Source organism: Flavobacterium aeripolare (genome assembly GCF_013294025.1).
Taxonomy (GTDB): Bacteria; Bacteroidota; Bacteroidia; order Flavobacteriales; family Flavobacteriaceae; genus Flavobacterium.
Genome location: NZ_JABSNL010000004.1, coordinates 83,482 through 99,440 on the forward strand (window position 1 = coordinate 83,482; position 15,959 = coordinate 99,440).

The window sequence follows — 15,959 nt, forward strand, 5'->3', positions numbered from 1 at the left end:
GCTAAATTATTTTAATATTATTAAAAACTTCGTATTGTCTGTAATACTTATGCGAACTGGAACACCTGCTTTTGCATACGCTACAGACTTAAGTAAAGTTATATAATAAATTGAAAAACTAAATTTTGTAATGATATCATTTGTTAAGTTAGATAGTCTTATTATTAAATCTTGTATTTATGAAGTTATGTGTATTAGGACTTTTCAAAAAATTGGTGAGATCATAGTGACTCAAGACCTGAATGTTATCAGGTAACCATTGACAACTTATGAAATGAAAGATATAAGTGCTTATATTATTCAATAAACATTGTTTAAACACATAAGCTGGTCATAAGACTGCCTTTAGTAAAAATAAAATAAATGAAAAAATTAATTTTTGGAGTGGTTTTATTGTCACAATTTTGTTTTAGCCAAAGTGCTAACGATGCAATTTTAAAAGTCGAATACGACGAATATCGAATATATACTCAGGGTTTTATAAATTTAGATTTAGGAACATTACTTGTTTCAAAAAATACCTCGTATTACAATTCAGTGGTGCAAAATAAAATAACAGATAATTTGGTCTCTAATGAAAATGCTTTAATGTTCACAAAAGGTAGTGACAAGAAAGAATTATTACCAGAAATTATTATTGACAGAGCAAACAATTTATTAACTGAAAGAGTTTTTGAAAATCTATATATAGATGGTTACTTTGCTGTTCAAGAACCTCTGCCAAAAATGAACTGGAAATTATTAAATGAAGGAAAAAAAATAGGAGAATACGACTGTAAAAAAGCTTCTGTTGAATTTAGAGGTAGAACCTATTATGCTTGGTACACTATGGAAATTCCTGTCTCGCTTGGTCCTTGGAAATTTAATGGTCTCCCGGGTCTTATTCTAGAAGTTGATGATGTAAAAGAAGTTTATAAATGGCAGGCGAAAACGGTTTCTTATAATAGCCATGTTTCCGAAAAAGAGATTCTAGTCAAAGTTCAAAATGATTCAAGGTTTGAGGATATTTCATTTAAAGATTTTGATACTAAAATAGTAAAAAAAATTCAAGATAAAATTCAAACAATTAAGTCAAGAAGCGGCGGTAGAGGTGCTCAATTTGGGATGACTACTACTTTTGAGTTTGATAAAGAACCTATAAATGAGTATCGCACAGAAATGCAATTTAATTAAAAGTATGCGCTTTATTTTTTTTAGTATTAGTCATAATAAACAAAAGCTTAAAAAATTGCTTATCAATAGTAAAACAGTGTACGCTACTATTTTCTTTCTTATCCTGAGCAGCACAGTTTTTTCTCAAACTTTAATTAAAGGTAGCGTAAAGAATAGCGAAAATGTAAATATGCAGAATGTAAGCGTTTTGCTAATGAACGAAAGCGAGGATTTGCTTAACTACGCTTCTACAAATAAAAATGGATCTTTTTCATTTGAAGTTTATGATAGTACTAGAAAATTTTTAGTTTTCAGGGCAATCGGTTATGATGAAAACAAGATTTAATTAATAATAAAACAAATTTAGTTGACCTTGATGGGCTCATACTGCAGACGAAGCCAATAGAACTTAAAGAAATAGTACTTGATATAAAAAAGCCAATATTTATCAAAAAAGACACTATTGTTTTTGATGCAAAATCGTTTTTGCAAGGAAATGAGCAAGTAGTAGAAGATTTATTGAAAAAAATACCTGGATTAAATATTGATGTCAAAGGAACTATAAAAATTGGCAACCAGGAAATTGAAAAAGTCATGATTGATGGAGATGATTTTTTTGAAAAAGGATATAAATTGCTTACTAAAAACATGCCTGTAAGTCCAATTGATAAGGTTGAGCTTTATCAAAATTATTCCAATAATAAACATTTAAAAGGTATTGAAAACAGTAATAAAGTAGCATTAAATCTCACTTTAAAAGAAGATGCCAAGCGTATTTGGTTTGGAAATGCTGCTGGAGGCTATGGCTTAGTATCAGAAAACAGATATGACTTTAGAGCCAATCTAATGAACTTTGGTAAAAAAGCGAAACATTATTTTTTTACTAATGTTAACAATGTAGGTTTTGACGCCGTGGGGGACATCAATATGTTAGTGCGACCTCTACGATTTGATGAGCCGGGCAGTATTGGTGATAATCAAAGCGCTACTAGTTTATTAGGTTTGGCTGCTGACTTACCTGACTTGAAACTGAAGAGAGTTAATTTTAATAATGCAGAGACCCTTTCACTAAATAGCATTTTCACATTTTCAGATAAAGTGAAAATAAAGACATTAGGGTTTTTAAATACGGATGAAAATGATTTTTTTAGGAATAGCTTTGAAACCTTCGCCGCAGGAACAACGCGTTTTCAAAACACAGAAGATTTTGTAGGAAGAAAAACTAAGGTGACAGGTTTTGGAAAAATAGATTTAACCTACGATATCTCTAAAAATAAAACACTCGAATACACTGGTAAATTTAATAAAACCGACGAAAAAAATAGCAGTGATTTACTTTTTAATACTGATTTGTTAAACGAGCGATTAAATTTGAATAATCAGCTTTTTGATCAAAAAATAGTTTTTACGGATAAGTTTAAGGACAAGAAAGTTTTTGTACTTTCAGGTCGATATATCAATGAAAAAACGCCACAGAATTATTCGACTAATCAGTTTCTTTTTCAAGATTTATTTTCAGTAAACGCAAATGATACAAAGCAATTTTCAGAGAATAGTATGCAATTTGCTGGAGTAGAGGGGCATCTGTTAGATAAAAGAGAAAATGGAGATTTACTAGAATTAAAGGGCGGGAGTCAGTTTAGATTAGACCATTTAAATACTCGTTTTGAATTAGTGGATAGCCAATCTAGTACGATGAATCCTAACGGTTATCAAAATAATTTAAAGTATGGCACCACAGATTTGTATGCCTCAGTCAAGTACCGTTTTAAGCTCAACAATTTCTCAATACTCACGCAATCTGATTTTCACCAATTATTTAATCGGATAGAAAATTTTGATGTTAGTAGAAACGAAAGTCCATTTTTTATTATTCCAAAAATAGGTACAGATTGGAAAATAAATGAAAAGAATAAGATCATGACGAGCTACACCTTGAATAAGACCAACGCGGGTGTTTTGGATGTGTATTCAGGCTTTGTGCAAACTGGTTTTCGTTCGCTTTCAAAAGGACTCGATGGTTTTAATCAATTAAGTTCCTCTTCTGCAATTTTAAATTACACTTTTGGTAGTTGGGGCGACAAGTTTTTTGCTAATAGCTTTCTATTGTATTCTAAGAATAATGATTTTTATACTACTAATTCGATCATAACTCAAAATTATTCGCAGGCTGAAAAAATCATTATTAAGGATAGAGAATTTATCTCTATGTCCTCAAGTATTGATAGGTACTTTAAATCAATACAGTCCAATTTAAAATTGACACTAGGAGCAAATAAAAGCAACTTTAAGAATAGTGTAAACAACACCAACTTAAGAGAAGTCACTAATCTAGGCGCTGATTATGGTTTTGAGCTAAGGTCAGGATTTAAAGGGCTTTTTAATTATCACCTGGGTTCAAAATGGAATTATAACCAAGTCAAAACTACTATAAAAAACGATTTCACGGATAATATGAGTTTTCTAGACTTGTCGATGCAGTTTAATGATACGTTCAATGTGCAAGTGCAAGGAGAGCGCTACTTTTTTGGAAATTTAAACAAAGGGAGTAATCAATATTATTTTGTAGATGTCGAGGCTCGCTATGTGGTAAAACCGAATAAGCTCACTTTTTTCCTTTCTGGAAACAACCTTTTTAATACCCAAACTTTCAAAAACTACAGTGTTTCGGATATCAGTATTTCGCAAACAGAGTATCGATTAGTTCCTAGGTATGTGTTGCTTAAAATGGAGTATCGTTTTTAAGTCAAAATGATACCCTCTTTGAGATAGATTTTTAGTCAGTAATTTGTGATTCGAATTGTCGTGAAATTAAAGTTGGAGTAGTTCTAGTTACAATTTAATATTGTTTTGTGGTTTTTTAAAAGTTTTAAATTAGTTTTATTCACAAAGAATAGATTATCGGTGCTTTGCGAAGCCTTGTGTTTTCTAGATTGTAAGTTTAATATTAAAAATAATTTTATTTTTGTAGTAAAATAATTAGGTTTAATCGTTCTTTTTTTTTGCTTTGTTCTCGGACGTCCATAACCACTTGTTAAAATAGTTTAACAAGGAACAAACCTAAAAAGTATAAATCATAAAAAAATTCTTACTAAGTGCAACTTTATTAGTTGCTTTTTCTTTAACTTCGTTAGCAGGGGAGAAAAACTCATCTGAAACAGCTACGGATTTTGAGACATCTTCAAGTTTGTCCAAATCGGCAGAATCAAATATAGTAGAAGGTCAAATTTTAGACGGTTGTGAAACTAGTACTATTAGATGGTCAAGTGCGATAGGTGATGGCCGCGGAGGAATAATTCTGACATTTCATAAAGCAACTTTAGTTAAATGCGATGATGGTTTTACCGCTATTGTTAATTAATATTAAGTTCACATATTAGGGAATGGTTTACCACTCCTTTTTAAATTATCTTACCATGAAATCATATTTATTATTTTTTTCTTTACTTATTCCTATTCTGTCAGTAGCTCAAAAGACAATCAAGGTTTCTTATGAGCAGAAGTTTATTTACAATGATAGTTTTTTTAATCAAATTCCAGAAGACAGTAGGGAAGAGTTAAAAAGCTTTATGACCGCACCCACCTATCTTCAATTGACTAACAACGGGGATCTTTCTTTATACGAAAGTGTCAATACTAAAGAAAAAGTTATTGCCTCGAATGAGAAAAGTACAGCAACGCATCAAAATTTAGGTATGATATTTAAACCTTTTAAAGTCTGGTTTTTAAAAGATTTTAAAAAGGAAAGTAGTATTACTAGCACGACTGTTAGCAACGAAGAGTATTTTGTAGAAGCACCATTTGAAAAAGAGGTGTTACATTACGATGGTAAAACTAAAATTATCGATGGATATAATTGTTTATCGGCATATGCATTAAGATCAAATAAGGACACTATTCAATACTGGTATACACAGGACATAGCTGTAATTGACGGTCCAATGACACCAATCGATATACCTGGATTAGTGCTGAGCATGGAATCTAATAAAAAAGTGGTTTACGCAACTAAAATAGAATTCTTTGATGATATGCCCATTGCTCCTGTACCTAATAATGCCCTTTTCATCAGTAAGAAAGAATTGGATATATTACAAGCAAAATATTTGGAGCCACAATCATATGTTGATGATGCAGGAGTTAAACATGAAAGCTATTCAGTACGCATAAAAAATGATAATTAAGATGAAATATATATTGAAAAAAGTAGGCTTAGCTATTGTATGTAGTTTGTTTTTTATACAAAGTAATGCCCAATCAGGTATTAAAATTGCATTCGAAAGGCAAACGATTTTGAAAGAAGATGCTGTTAAGGGATTGCCAGAATATATTAGAGAACGTGCTTTAACATTGGTCCAGAGTAGTAAGCGAGCGTCGACTATGACAATTCAAGGAAATAAAGTTTATTATGAAATTACAGCACATGAACAAAAAGAAGTTAGTAAAGGAATTACTAAAGTAGATGATCCAAAAAGCGATGTGCAATTTGTTAGTAATATGTCTGTGTCAACTAGCTACACACCGTTAAAAATAATAAAAGATTATAAAACAAATAGCTATAAAGAAACCATTAATAATAAGGTGACCACTGAGAAATTGCCTAAAACCTCTTGGAAGTATACCAATAATAAAAAAAATATTTTGGGATATTCTTGTGTAGAAGCGATTGGTGTTTATAAAAACCAGCAACTGACAGTGTACTTTACAAAGGCCTTGCCAGGAGTTGCTAGTCCGGATAAGCTTCCATTTGTAAATGGCGTTATTTTAGAATATCAGTATGGACACGCCTTTGGTAAAGCAATTAAGGTGGAGAAGAATCAGCCACTCATTACAAAATTTTTATAGACCTGTAATTTGAATTTAAAACAACTTCTCTTTCTACTGTTCCCAGTGCTTTTATTTTCGCAAAATAAATTGGGTATTACAATTTTGAATCAACAAAAAGAACCTCTTTCTAGAGTTATTGTGCTTCTATCACAAGGAGAACAGCAAGTTGCTTTTGGTGCTACTAATACTGATGGTGTATTTATTAAAAGCCTGCCTGCCGGTACCTACACTATAACCCTTAAGAAATTAGGTTTCAGCGTTGTTGTGGTCCAAATTATAATAGAGAAAGATGCCTTATTAACTTTTGAGATGCTGCCGGAGCTAAACCAGCTCGAAGATGTTATTATTAAGGCGCGACCTAAAATAATGCGAATTAGAGGAGATAGTATTTCGTACAACCTAAAAGCTGTTGTTGATGGAACCGAAAATAAAATCGAGGATGTTATAAATAAGCTTCCTGGTCTTGAGGTAAATACTGATGGTAAAGTTTTCTATAAAGGAGAGAAGATTAATAATGTATTGATTGATGGTAATGAGTTTTTTGGTAACAAACATCAAATGGCCACTCAAAATATCAATGCTGATATGATTGAAGGGATTGATTTGTACACCAATTATTCCGGCATTGCTATCGCTTCTGGAGGTGACAAAGGGGTGGCGCTAAATTTAAAAACTAAAGATTCTTATAAAAGTAAATGGGTATCTGATATCGAGCTAGGTTATGGCGGTAAAAAGGCAGTGCGTTTTCATTCTAATTCATTTAAATTTTTTAAAAAGGGTAATTTAGCGATTATCTCTGATTACAATACTATTGGTAACGTACCTATTTCAATTGAGGATTACAGCCAGATGAAAACTGCTGTAGATGACAGTCCTGAGTTAAATCGATTACATGATATAGCAGTACCTTCATTCTTAAATCCTACGCCTTTTTACAAAGAAAAAAACAATAAGTTCCTTGGGCTTACTTATACAAATCTTGTTTCGCCCCGGTCAAAAATCACGTTTTCTAACACTTTTAATGCAGCAAATTTATTAGAAGAGAATTATAAAACGCAAACAAATTTGGGTGAGGAAAACAATGGTCTCTCTTTTTTTGATCGAAAGAAAGCGTCTTACTTATTAAATAATACTGCTGTGAAGTGGGAGTTTAATAAATCGGCAACGACCTTTATATCTTATGCTGCTACGGTTACACCAACAGACGATGCTGTGAATCAAAATTTAGATAATGAATTAAATCGCACATCGTATAAAGATGGAAGTAGTGGCTTAAGCTTTTCGCAAGTTTTTAAGGTTCAAACTTCGTTCGTAAAGGATATTAAGTATAAAGGGATTATAAGGCATGCTTTAAATTCAAACAGCGATAAATTAGGTTTAAATGCTAATCAAGAATTGTTTGATTTGGGTGTGCAATCGCTTCAGCAAAGAAGCAAGAACAGGAATAGTAATTTGGATTTTTATAACTCATTCACGCTATCTAAGAAGTCAAATATCTTCAACGTAAAGTTGGATTTGTTGACGCAAAGGGATCGATTCAAAAATGACATTGATAAAGAACCATTATTCGAAAATGATTTAGAGTTACAGAACGCTATGCTACAGACTACTATTAGTTGGACACGACAATGGACATCAAAAATTCAGTCTGTTGCTGGACTTACTAATAGCAACGTTACAAGTACTTATAACAGTGAGCAAACTAACTATTCTAGAATAGAGCCAAATTTGAATGTATCCTATAATCTTGGTTTTCTTAGCAAAGTTAGCTTGGGATACGCTTTGAGTCATCGGTTGCCACTGCTCTCGCAACTATTAAATAATGATGTCATTGAAGATTTTCAAACAATTAATAAAGAGAGTTTAGTAAAGTATAATGAAATTTTACCTCAAGACAGTTTCTCTTTAAATTACTTTAATGTCAACGCAAAGACTAATTCTGTGTTGTTTTCATCACTAAATTATAGTGAAGATCGTGAAGCAGTTGCAAATAATGTAATATATCAAGAGGATTACGTCGAGAATCAAGCAACTTTAATATCTGGTTCTAGGACATTAAGAGGGATTTTTAGTTACGATTTAAAGATTAAGAAATTGCCGTTCTCTATTAAAAGTACCCTAGTATATTTAGCCACAAAAGGTTTCTCTGAGTATAGTGGAGTAGGCAATGAATTTAAGTCGAATAATTTTAGTGGTAAAATTAATGTGAATTCTAATTTCAAAAATTCGAATGTGCAAGTTGCCGTCGACTATAAGTTTAGCAGACGTCGCTTAGAACAAAGTTTATTTGCTTTTAGCAATGTAACGGTAAATCATCAAATTGCTTTAAAATTACGAGGTAAAAGCACTAATAAGTTAAAATGGGATTTGGGATTTGTGGTTGATAATCAAGATTCAAGTTTTAATAGCAATCAGCTTTATTTATTGAATGGCAACGTACAGTATATAGTCGCTAAAAATTTGAAGTTGTTGTTTAATGGTAATAATATGCTGAATTTAAAAAATAGTCAGCTAATAACTACAGCATACAATCAAAGTTTTTTTACAGAATCGGTCATTTCGATTATGCCTGGGTATATGATGCTAGGAGCTAATTATTCTTTTTAAGAGTATCCGCTTTTAATTTCTAGTTCGAGAAAGTAGTAGTTACTTAGTCTGAAATTTATAAAAAAAAAACTCCATTTCAAATTGCTTTGAAATGGAGTTTACTATTTTTAAACTTGCTTAAGGATTAACCTAAAGAAGCTCTTTTAAATCCTGTAACGATAAGATCTTTATCTAAAGATGCAACATAAGCAGCAACGCTTAATTTGTTATCTTTAATATAGTCTTGATTCACTAAAGTGTTATCTTTAAAGAAACGAGCTAATTTACCTTTAGCGATGTTATCTAACATAGCTTCTGGTTTTCCTTCTTGACGAAGTAAATCTTTAGCGATTTCGATTTCTTTTTCGATAGTTGCAGCATCAACACCTTCTTCGTTTAACGCGATAGGAGACATTGCAGCAGCTTGCATAGCTACGTTTCTAGAAACTTCTTCAGAACCTGCAGGAGCTGCAGATAAAGATACTAAAGTAGCGATTTTGTTTCCAGAGTGGATGTAAGATCCTACGAAAGCACCTTCTAATTTCTCAAAAGTTCTGATTTCTAATTTCTCACCGATAACTCCAGTTTGCTCGATTAATTTATCAGCAATAGTAATTCCGTTGAAATCTGAAGCTAAAAATGCTTCTTTAGAATCGTAGTTCAATGCTTGGTTAGCCATTTCAGTAGCCATTTTCACAAAGCTTTCGTTCATTCCTACGAAGTCAGTCTCACAGTTTAGAGTGATTACTACACCAGCAGTTTTGTCAGCGTTAACAACAGCAATTGCAGCTCCTTCAGTAGATTCTCTATCTGAACGATTTGCAGCTACTTTTTGTCCTTTTTTACGAAGGTTTTCGATCGCTAAATCAAAATCTCCTTCTGCTTCAACTAATGCTTTTTTGCAGTCCATCATTCCTGCACCAGTAGCTGTTCTTAATTTATTTACGTCTGCAGCAGTTATCGTTGCCATAATTTTTTATTTAAAAGATTAAAAGATCGAAGAATTTAAAGATTAAAAATAGTGCTAATTTGACATTGACACTTTAAGTAATCTTTAAATCTTTCAATCTTCAAATTTATTATTATTTTTCTTCAGTAGCTGGAGCAGCAGTTTCAGTTGCAGCAGGAGCCGCAGCTTCAGTTGCAGCAGGAGCTACTTTTTCAGCAGTTTCAGCATCTTTGTCAGCCCCTCTATCAGAAAGACCTTCAGTGATTGCGTTAGTTACTAAAGTTAAGATTTTATCAATAGATTTAGAAGCATCATCATTTGATGGAATTACGAACTCTACTTCACGAGGATCAGAGTTAGTATCTACCATTGCAAAAACTGGAATGTTTAATTTTTGAGCTTCTTTTATTGCGATGTGTTCCGCTTTGATATCAACTACAAATAATGCAGCTGGTAATCTAGACATATCTGAAATTGAACCTAAATTTTTCTCTAATTTAGCACGAAGACGATCAACTTGTAAACGCTCTTTCTTAGAAAGTGTCATGAAAGTACCATCTTTCTTCATTTTATCAATAGTAGCCATTTTTTTAACAGCTTTACGGATAGTTACGAAGTTAGTTAGCATTCCACCAGGCCATCTTTCAGTGATGTAAGGCATGTTTGCAGCTTTTGCTTTTTCAGCAACGATGTCTTTTGCTTGTTTTTTGGTAGCAACAAATAATATTTTTCTACCTGATGCAGCGATTTTTTTCAAAGCTTCATTAGCTTCTTCAATTTTTGCTGCAGTTTTATATAGATTGATAATGTGTATACCATTACGCTCCATATAAATGTAAGGAGCCATGTTTGGATCCCATTTTCTAGTCATGTGTCCAAAGTGAACACCTGCTTCTAGTAATTCTTTTACTTCTACTTTGTTTGACATTTTTTTGTACTAGTTTACGTTCTGTTGATTAGCAATGTATAAATGGCGATTTCTCGGCTAAATACATTTAGATGCTAAACTAATTTCTCACCTCAATGAGACAACAACAACATTGTTTTAAATTCAATAAATTCAATAAGTCTTGAATAAAGGTACTCAAGACAGGCAATATTAACGTTTCGAGAATTGAAATTTCTTACGAGCTTTCTTCTGACCGAATTTCTTACGTTCAACCATTCTTGGATCTCTTGTCAATAAACCTTCTGGTTTCAAGATTAATCTGTTTTCAGCATTGATTTCACACATAACACGTGCTAATGCCATTCTTACAGCTTCTGCTTGTCCAGTTGAACCACCTCCGTATACGTTTACTTTTACGTCATAGTTAGTTGCATTATCTGTCATAGACATAGGTTGCATAACTTTGTACTGTAAAGTAGATGTTGGGAAGTAAGTCGCGAATTCTTTTTTGTTTACAGTGATTACTCCTGTTCCTTCCGAAACATAAACACGTGCAACAGCGGTTTTTCTTCTACCGATTTTGTGAATAACTCCCATTACTTAAGATCGTTTAGGTTAACTGTTCTAGGCTTTTGAGCTCCTTGTTTGTGCTCTGAACCAACAACAACATTTAAATTTCTGAAAAGTTCAGCACCAATTTTGTTCTTTGGTAACATTCCTTTTACTGCTTTTTCTACTAATAATGCAGGGTTTTTTGCTTGCAATACTTTAGCAGTTAAAGTTCTTTGTCCTCCTGGGTAACCTGTATGACGCATGTAAATCTTTTCGTCCATTTTGTTACCTGTAAGGTTGATTTTTTCTGAGTTGATAACGATTACGTTATCTCCACAGTCCACGTGTGGTGTGTAACTTGGCTTGTACTTACCTCTTAAAATCATAGCGACTTTTGAAGCAAGACGTCCTAAGTTATGACCGTCAGCGTCTACAACGATCCACTCTTTTGTAGAGTTGGCTTTTGTTGCTGAAATTGTCTTGTAGCTTAATGCGTTCACAATAAATAAATTTTAATTAAACATTCCGTCCCCAATAAAGGGGATGCAAAAGTACAATTAATTATTTTAAATACAAATACCTTAAAAGATTATTTTTATTATGCGTTTTGCCTGATTATCAATTGTATATTTATCAAAATTATTATCTAGCAAAATTTGTAAGCAGGCTAAAAGCAGTAACTCCTTTTTTAAGTTACTTTTGTTATCAACAATAAAATTTTTACCTTGCATTTTTCAAGGAATAAAGGAGCTGCTTTATGTGATGAATATACCATTTATAAGTGCTTACTTTAATCTATTTTTTACTCAATTAATCCATACTATAATTATGAAAGTTAAAGCGACCCTTAAGCAAATAGCCAAAGAGCTTAATGTATCTGTTTCTACGGTTTCAAAGGCACTTAATGATAGTCCAGAAATTAGTGATCAAACCAAGATCAAAATTAAGGAATATGCTAAACTTAAAAATTATAAACCTAACGTTATTGGTTTAAACCTTAAAAATAGAAAGACTAAAACCATTGGAGTGATTATCCCTAATATCTTGAATGCATTTTTTGCTAAAGTATTTAGTGGTATCGAGAAGGTGGCTGATGAGAATGGATATAATGTCATCACTTGTATTTCTAATGAGTCTATTGTTAAGGAAATCAATACGCTAGAAATGTTAAGCAATGGTACCATCGATGGCTTTATTTTGTCGGTATCTGAAGAGGCACAGAAATTAAATGATTATTCGCACTTTACCGAAATTATTAACGATGGAACTCCTATAGTAATGTTTGATCGAATTGCCGAAGGGGTCGAATGCGATAAGGTTGTGGTTGACGATTTCAATTCTGCGTTGAATTCTACGCAACGTTTGATAGATTTAGGCTGTAAAAATATTGCTTTATTTTCGTCAGTAGATAATTTAAGTGTGGGTAAACTGCGTACAAATGGTTACCTTAAAGCCTTAGAGAATAATGACATTGCTATTAATGAAACTATAATTATTAGAACAGACTCTGAGCAAGATCTAAATAAGAATATTGGCAAAATACCTAAGAATACGGAGATCGATGCTATTTTTGCCTTAGATGAAGTAGACTCTGTAGCGGCATTAAAATACGGTATTAAAAATGGTTACAAAATTCCGGAGGAATTATCAATCATAGGGTTTGCTGATGGAATCCTTGCTTCGCGTAGATTAACACCAAGTTTAACTACGGTGAGTCAGCACGGAGTAGAAATAGGAGAGGTAGCTGCAAAATTGCTGATAGATCGCCTGAATTCTAAAGAAGAGAATCTTCCTTATGAAACGGTAGTGATTAAAACCAAATTGAAAGAAAGAGAATCTACAAGAAGCTAGAAGCTCGATTTAAGATATAAAAAACTCCTTTTACAGTTTGTGTAAATGGAGTTTTTTTATGGCGTAATGATCAGATATTAATGTGCCTCTAGCCAATCTTTTCCCATTCCTAAATCAATTATTAAAGGAACGTCGAGTGTAAAGGCATTTTCCATTTCGTGCTTGATCATCGGTTGGATTTTTTCTAGTTCATCATTGTGAACATCAAAGACCAATTCATCATGTACTTGTAGTAGCATTTTTGACTTCCAGTTCTCTGATTTCAATTTATTATGAATGTTAATCATTGCGATTTTAATAATATCAGCAGCGCTTCCCTGAATAGGTGCGTTTACTGCATTACGCTCTGCGCCACCTCTAACGATAGCGTTTTGCGAATTAATATCTTTTAAATAACGACGTCTCCCCAATATAGTTTGCACATATCCATTGTCTCTAGCAAATTCTACTTGCTCTGAGATGTATGATTTTAAGCGAGGGTAGCTTTTATAATAGGCCTCGATTAATGCGGCACTTTCTGCGCGAGATAAATCAGTTTGATTGGATAGTCCAAAAGCCGAAACACCGTATATAATCCCAAAATTCACTGTTTTAGCATGACTACGTTGTTCACGAGTTACTTCTTCTAAAGGTACATTAAATACTTTTGAAGCTGTAGATTTATGAATGTCTTCGTTATTATTGAAAGCAGCAATCATGTTTTCTTCACCACTCAAAGCGGCAATTACGCGCAATTCAATTTGGGAATAATCGGCAGATATTAATGTGTAATTTTCATCACGAGCTACAAAGGCTTTCCTAATTTGGCGCCCTCTCTCTGTTCGAATAGGAATATTTTGTAAGTTAGGATTATTCGAGCTCAACCTTCCTGTTGCGGCAACTGTTTGCATGTAATCAGTATGTACGCGCAAAGTGTCAGGGTCAACCTGAGTTGGCAAAGCATCAACGTAAGTAGTTTTTAACTTGTTTAATTGTCGCCACTCTAATATGTCTTTTACGATCTGGTGCTCTAGCGCTAAGTAACTTAAAACTTCTTCGCCAGTAGCGTATTGACCGGTTTTAGTTTTCTTTTGTTTTGCACCACCAATTTTTAATTTATCAAATAATATATCACCAAGCTGTTTAGGAGAAGCTAGGTTAAATTGCTCGCCGGCGACCTCATATATTGTTGCTTCTAATGTTTTTATATCATTATTCAAATCCTCAGATAAGGAGTTTAAAAATTCAGTATCTAAGCGAATACCCTCTTTTTCCATACTAGCTAAAACTTCGACTAACGGAATTTCGATTTCTTCGAATAATTTCTTCGTCGCTGTTTTTTCTAATTCAATTGCAAATAATTCCTTTAGTTGAAACGTAACATCAGCATCTTCGGCAGCGTATTCTTTTACTTCCTCTAAGGGAATATCGCGCATCGATTTTTGGTTTTTTCCTTTTTTACCTATCAATGCTTCAATAGATTTAGGGGAATATTTCAAATACGTTTCCGATAGAATATCCATATTGTGACGCATATCAGGATTGATAAGATAATGCGCGATCATAGTGTCAAATAATTTTCCTTTGACAACGATATTATAATTCGATAAAATCTTTAGATCGTATTTTAAATTTTGTCCAATTTTCTCGATATTTTCATTTTCGAAAAAAGGAATAAAGCGATTGATTAAAACTTGTGCTTCCTCTTGGTTTTCAGGAAACGGAACGTAAAAAGCTTTTCCTTTTTCATAAGAAAATGAGATCCCTACTAATTCTGCATGTAAGGCATTTAAACCAGTAGTTTCTGTATCAAAACATACCGCAGTTTGCTTTTGGATATTTTGTAATAACAATTTAAGTCCTAGTTCACCCTGTATAATTTGGTAAGAGTGTGGTGTGTTTTCTAGTGTGCTGTAAAATTGTTGATGAATTTCAGTGGCTGCTTCATTAGTCGTAGCGCTAGCAAATAAATCAAATTGATCGTCATTTCTTGGTTGCGGTTTTTTATATAATGCCGCATCTGAAGGATTATTACCACTATCTGCACCTCCTTTTTTAAAGATGGCGTCAAATTGCTCAGCCATCCTTCTAAACTCTAGCTCATTGAATAAAGCATCCGTTTTTTCTACATCAGGAGTCGACAGCTCGTAATCACTTTCATTAAATGTTACGGGGCAGTCTAATAAAATAGTAGCTAATCTTTTAGAGAGTAATCCCAGTTCTTTATTGGCTTCGATTTTAGTTTTTATCGCTCCTTTTAATTCATGGGTATTGGCTAGAAGGTTTTCCATGGAACCGTATTCGGCTAGAAATTTCTTTGCAGTTTTCTCACCTACTCCAGGCAATCCCGGAATATTATCTGCTGAATCTCCCATCATTCCAAGGTAGTCGATAACTTGTTCTGGTCTTTCAATCTCAAACTTTGCTAGCACTTCTGGAATTCCCCATATTTCGATTCCGTTACCCATTCGAGCCGGCTTGTACATGAAAATATTTTCAGATACTAACTGAGCAAAATCCTTATCGGGTGTTACCATGTAAACCTTATAATTTTCTTTTTCTGCTTGTTTTGCAATCGTACCTATTAAGTCATCGGCTTCAAAGCCAGAAACTTCGATAATAGGAATATGCATTGCTCTCAATAAATCTTGAATATAAGGAACCGCGATTTTTATAGCTTCAGGAGTGGCGTCGCGATTGGCTTTGTATTCAGGGAACAGTTCGTTTCTTAATTCACTTCCGCCTTTGTCAAATGCCACTGCTAAATGATCTGGTTTTTCTCTTTTTATAACGTCCATTAAGGAATTCATAAAGCCCATAATGGCAGAAGTATCCATTCCTTTAGAGTTGATTCTAGGGTTTTTTATAAAGGCGTAATACCCACGAAAAATTAAGGCGTAAGCATCGAGTAAGAAAAGGCGTTTTTGTTGTGACATAATTGAGTTTTTGTAAAGATTTCAAAAGTACAAAACTTAAAACACATAGTGCAATCTCACGGTTAATTTATAGTATGGGCATCTTAGCCTGTTTTCAAGAATTAATTTTGTTCGAATGTATGACCGTCTACCTGATCATGTAAATGCGGATGCAATTGATAATCGCAATTTGACGGTAGTAGTAATTAAAGTGAATTTTAGTTAAATATTGATTAACATTAACCATAACTGAATTGTT

The 15,959-nt window shown here is 33.1% G+C and carries 11 protein-coding genes; 6 read left to right on the forward strand and 5 right to left on the reverse strand.

What is annotated here, in order from left to right; all coding sequences use genetic code 11:
* The first annotated feature begins 363 nt into the window (after positions 1–363).
* The 5 genes from HNQ00_RS06355 to HNQ00_RS06375 all read left to right on the forward strand — a co-directional run bounded on the left by HNQ00_RS06355 (position 364) and on the right by HNQ00_RS06375 (position 8,586).
* Positions 364–1,173, forward strand: a complete 810-nt coding sequence (locus tag HNQ00_RS06355; protein WP_173837485.1) for a GLPGLI family protein — start codon at positions 364–366, stop codon at positions 1,171–1,173.
* Positions 1,174–1,638: 465 nt separating this feature from the next.
* Positions 1,639–3,897 carry a TonB-dependent receptor gene (locus tag HNQ00_RS06360; protein ID WP_173837486.1) on the forward strand — a complete coding sequence of 753 codons (2,259 nt, stop codon included), beginning with the start codon at positions 1,639–1,641 and terminating at the stop codon, positions 3,895–3,897.
* A 671-nt stretch (positions 3,898–4,568) separates the two neighbouring features.
* Positions 4,569–5,336 carry a GLPGLI family protein gene (locus HNQ00_RS06365; RefSeq protein WP_173837487.1) on the forward strand — a complete coding sequence of 256 codons (768 nt, stop codon included), beginning with the start codon at positions 4,569–4,571 and terminating at the stop codon, positions 5,334–5,336.
* A gap of 1 nt (position 5,337) precedes the next feature.
* A complete protein-coding gene (locus HNQ00_RS06370; protein WP_173837488.1) occupies positions 5,338–5,997 on the forward strand; it encodes a GLPGLI family protein in 660 nt (219 codons plus the stop codon).
* Positions 5,998–6,081: 84 nt separating this feature from the next.
* On the forward strand, positions 6,082–8,586 hold the full coding sequence (locus HNQ00_RS06375) for a carboxypeptidase-like regulatory domain-containing protein (protein ID WP_173837489.1): 2,505 nt from the start codon (positions 6,082–6,084) through the stop codon (positions 8,584–8,586).
* A gap of 124 nt (positions 8,587–8,710) precedes the next feature.
* On the opposite strand, the gene tsf is transcribed toward HNQ00_RS06375, so the two are convergent.
* From tsf to rplM, 4 genes are all read right to left on the reverse strand, one after another.
* Positions 8,711–9,535 carry a translation elongation factor Ts gene (tsf, locus tag HNQ00_RS06380; protein ID WP_173837490.1) on the reverse strand — a complete coding sequence of 275 codons (825 nt, stop codon included), beginning with the start codon at positions 9,533–9,535 and terminating at the stop codon, positions 8,711–8,713.
* A gap of 112 nt (positions 9,536–9,647) precedes the next feature.
* Complete coding sequence (gene rpsB / locus HNQ00_RS06385) at positions 9,648–10,442, reverse strand: 30S ribosomal protein S2 (RefSeq protein ID WP_173837491.1); 795 nt, start codon at positions 10,440–10,442, stop codon at positions 9,648–9,650.
* A 171-nt stretch (positions 10,443–10,613) separates the two neighbouring features.
* Complete coding sequence (gene rpsI, locus HNQ00_RS06390; protein ID WP_173837492.1) at positions 10,614–11,000, reverse strand: 30S ribosomal protein S9; 387 nt, start codon at positions 10,998–11,000, stop codon at positions 10,614–10,616.
* Positions 11,000–11,455: a 50S ribosomal protein L13 gene (gene rplM, locus HNQ00_RS06395; protein ID WP_066333626.1), complete on the reverse strand. Its 456-nt coding sequence runs from the start codon at positions 11,453–11,455 to the stop codon at positions 11,000–11,002. Before rplM ends, rpsI begins: the two co-directional genes overlap by 1 nt.
* 328 nt (positions 11,456–11,783) lie before the next feature.
* Between rplM and HNQ00_RS06400 the strand changes: the two genes are divergently transcribed.
* Positions 11,784–12,806 (forward strand): LacI family DNA-binding transcriptional regulator, encoded by a 1,023-nt coding sequence (locus HNQ00_RS06400; RefSeq protein WP_173837493.1) that lies wholly within the window; start codon positions 11,784–11,786, stop codon positions 12,804–12,806.
* A gap of 77 nt (positions 12,807–12,883) precedes the next feature.
* Here the strand turns inward: HNQ00_RS06400 and polA are convergent, their stop codons facing one another.
* On the reverse strand, positions 12,884–15,721 hold the full coding sequence (gene polA / locus HNQ00_RS06405; RefSeq protein WP_173837494.1) for a DNA polymerase I: 2,838 nt from the start codon (positions 15,719–15,721) through the stop codon (positions 12,884–12,886).
* Positions 15,722–15,959 lie beyond the last annotated feature (238 nt).

Coding starts and splice junctions, on each gene's coding strand:
- HNQ00_RS06365 (WP_173837487.1), top strand. CDS start 4,569: ATGAAATCATATTTATTATTTTTTTCTTTACTTATTCCTATTCTGTCA.
- rpsI (WP_173837492.1), bottom strand. CDS start 11,000: ATGGGAGTTATTCACAAAATCGGTAGAAGAAAAACCGCTGTTGCACGT.
- rpsB (WP_173837491.1), bottom strand. CDS start 10,442: ATGTCAAACAAAGTAGAAGTAAAAGAATTACTAGAAGCAGGTGTTCAC.
- HNQ00_RS06355 (WP_173837485.1), top strand. CDS start 364: ATGAAAAAATTAATTTTTGGAGTGGTTTTATTGTCACAATTTTGTTTT.
- polA (WP_173837494.1), bottom strand. CDS start 15,721: ATGTCACAACAAAAACGCCTTTTCTTACTCGATGCTTACGCCTTAATT.
- tsf (WP_173837490.1), bottom strand. CDS start 9,535: ATGGCAACGATAACTGCTGCAGACGTAAATAAATTAAGAACAGCTACT.
- HNQ00_RS06400 (WP_173837493.1), top strand. CDS start 11,784: ATGAAAGTTAAAGCGACCCTTAAGCAAATAGCCAAAGAGCTTAATGTA.
- HNQ00_RS06370 (WP_173837488.1), top strand. CDS start 5,338: ATGAAATATATATTGAAAAAAGTAGGCTTAGCTATTGTATGTAGTTTG.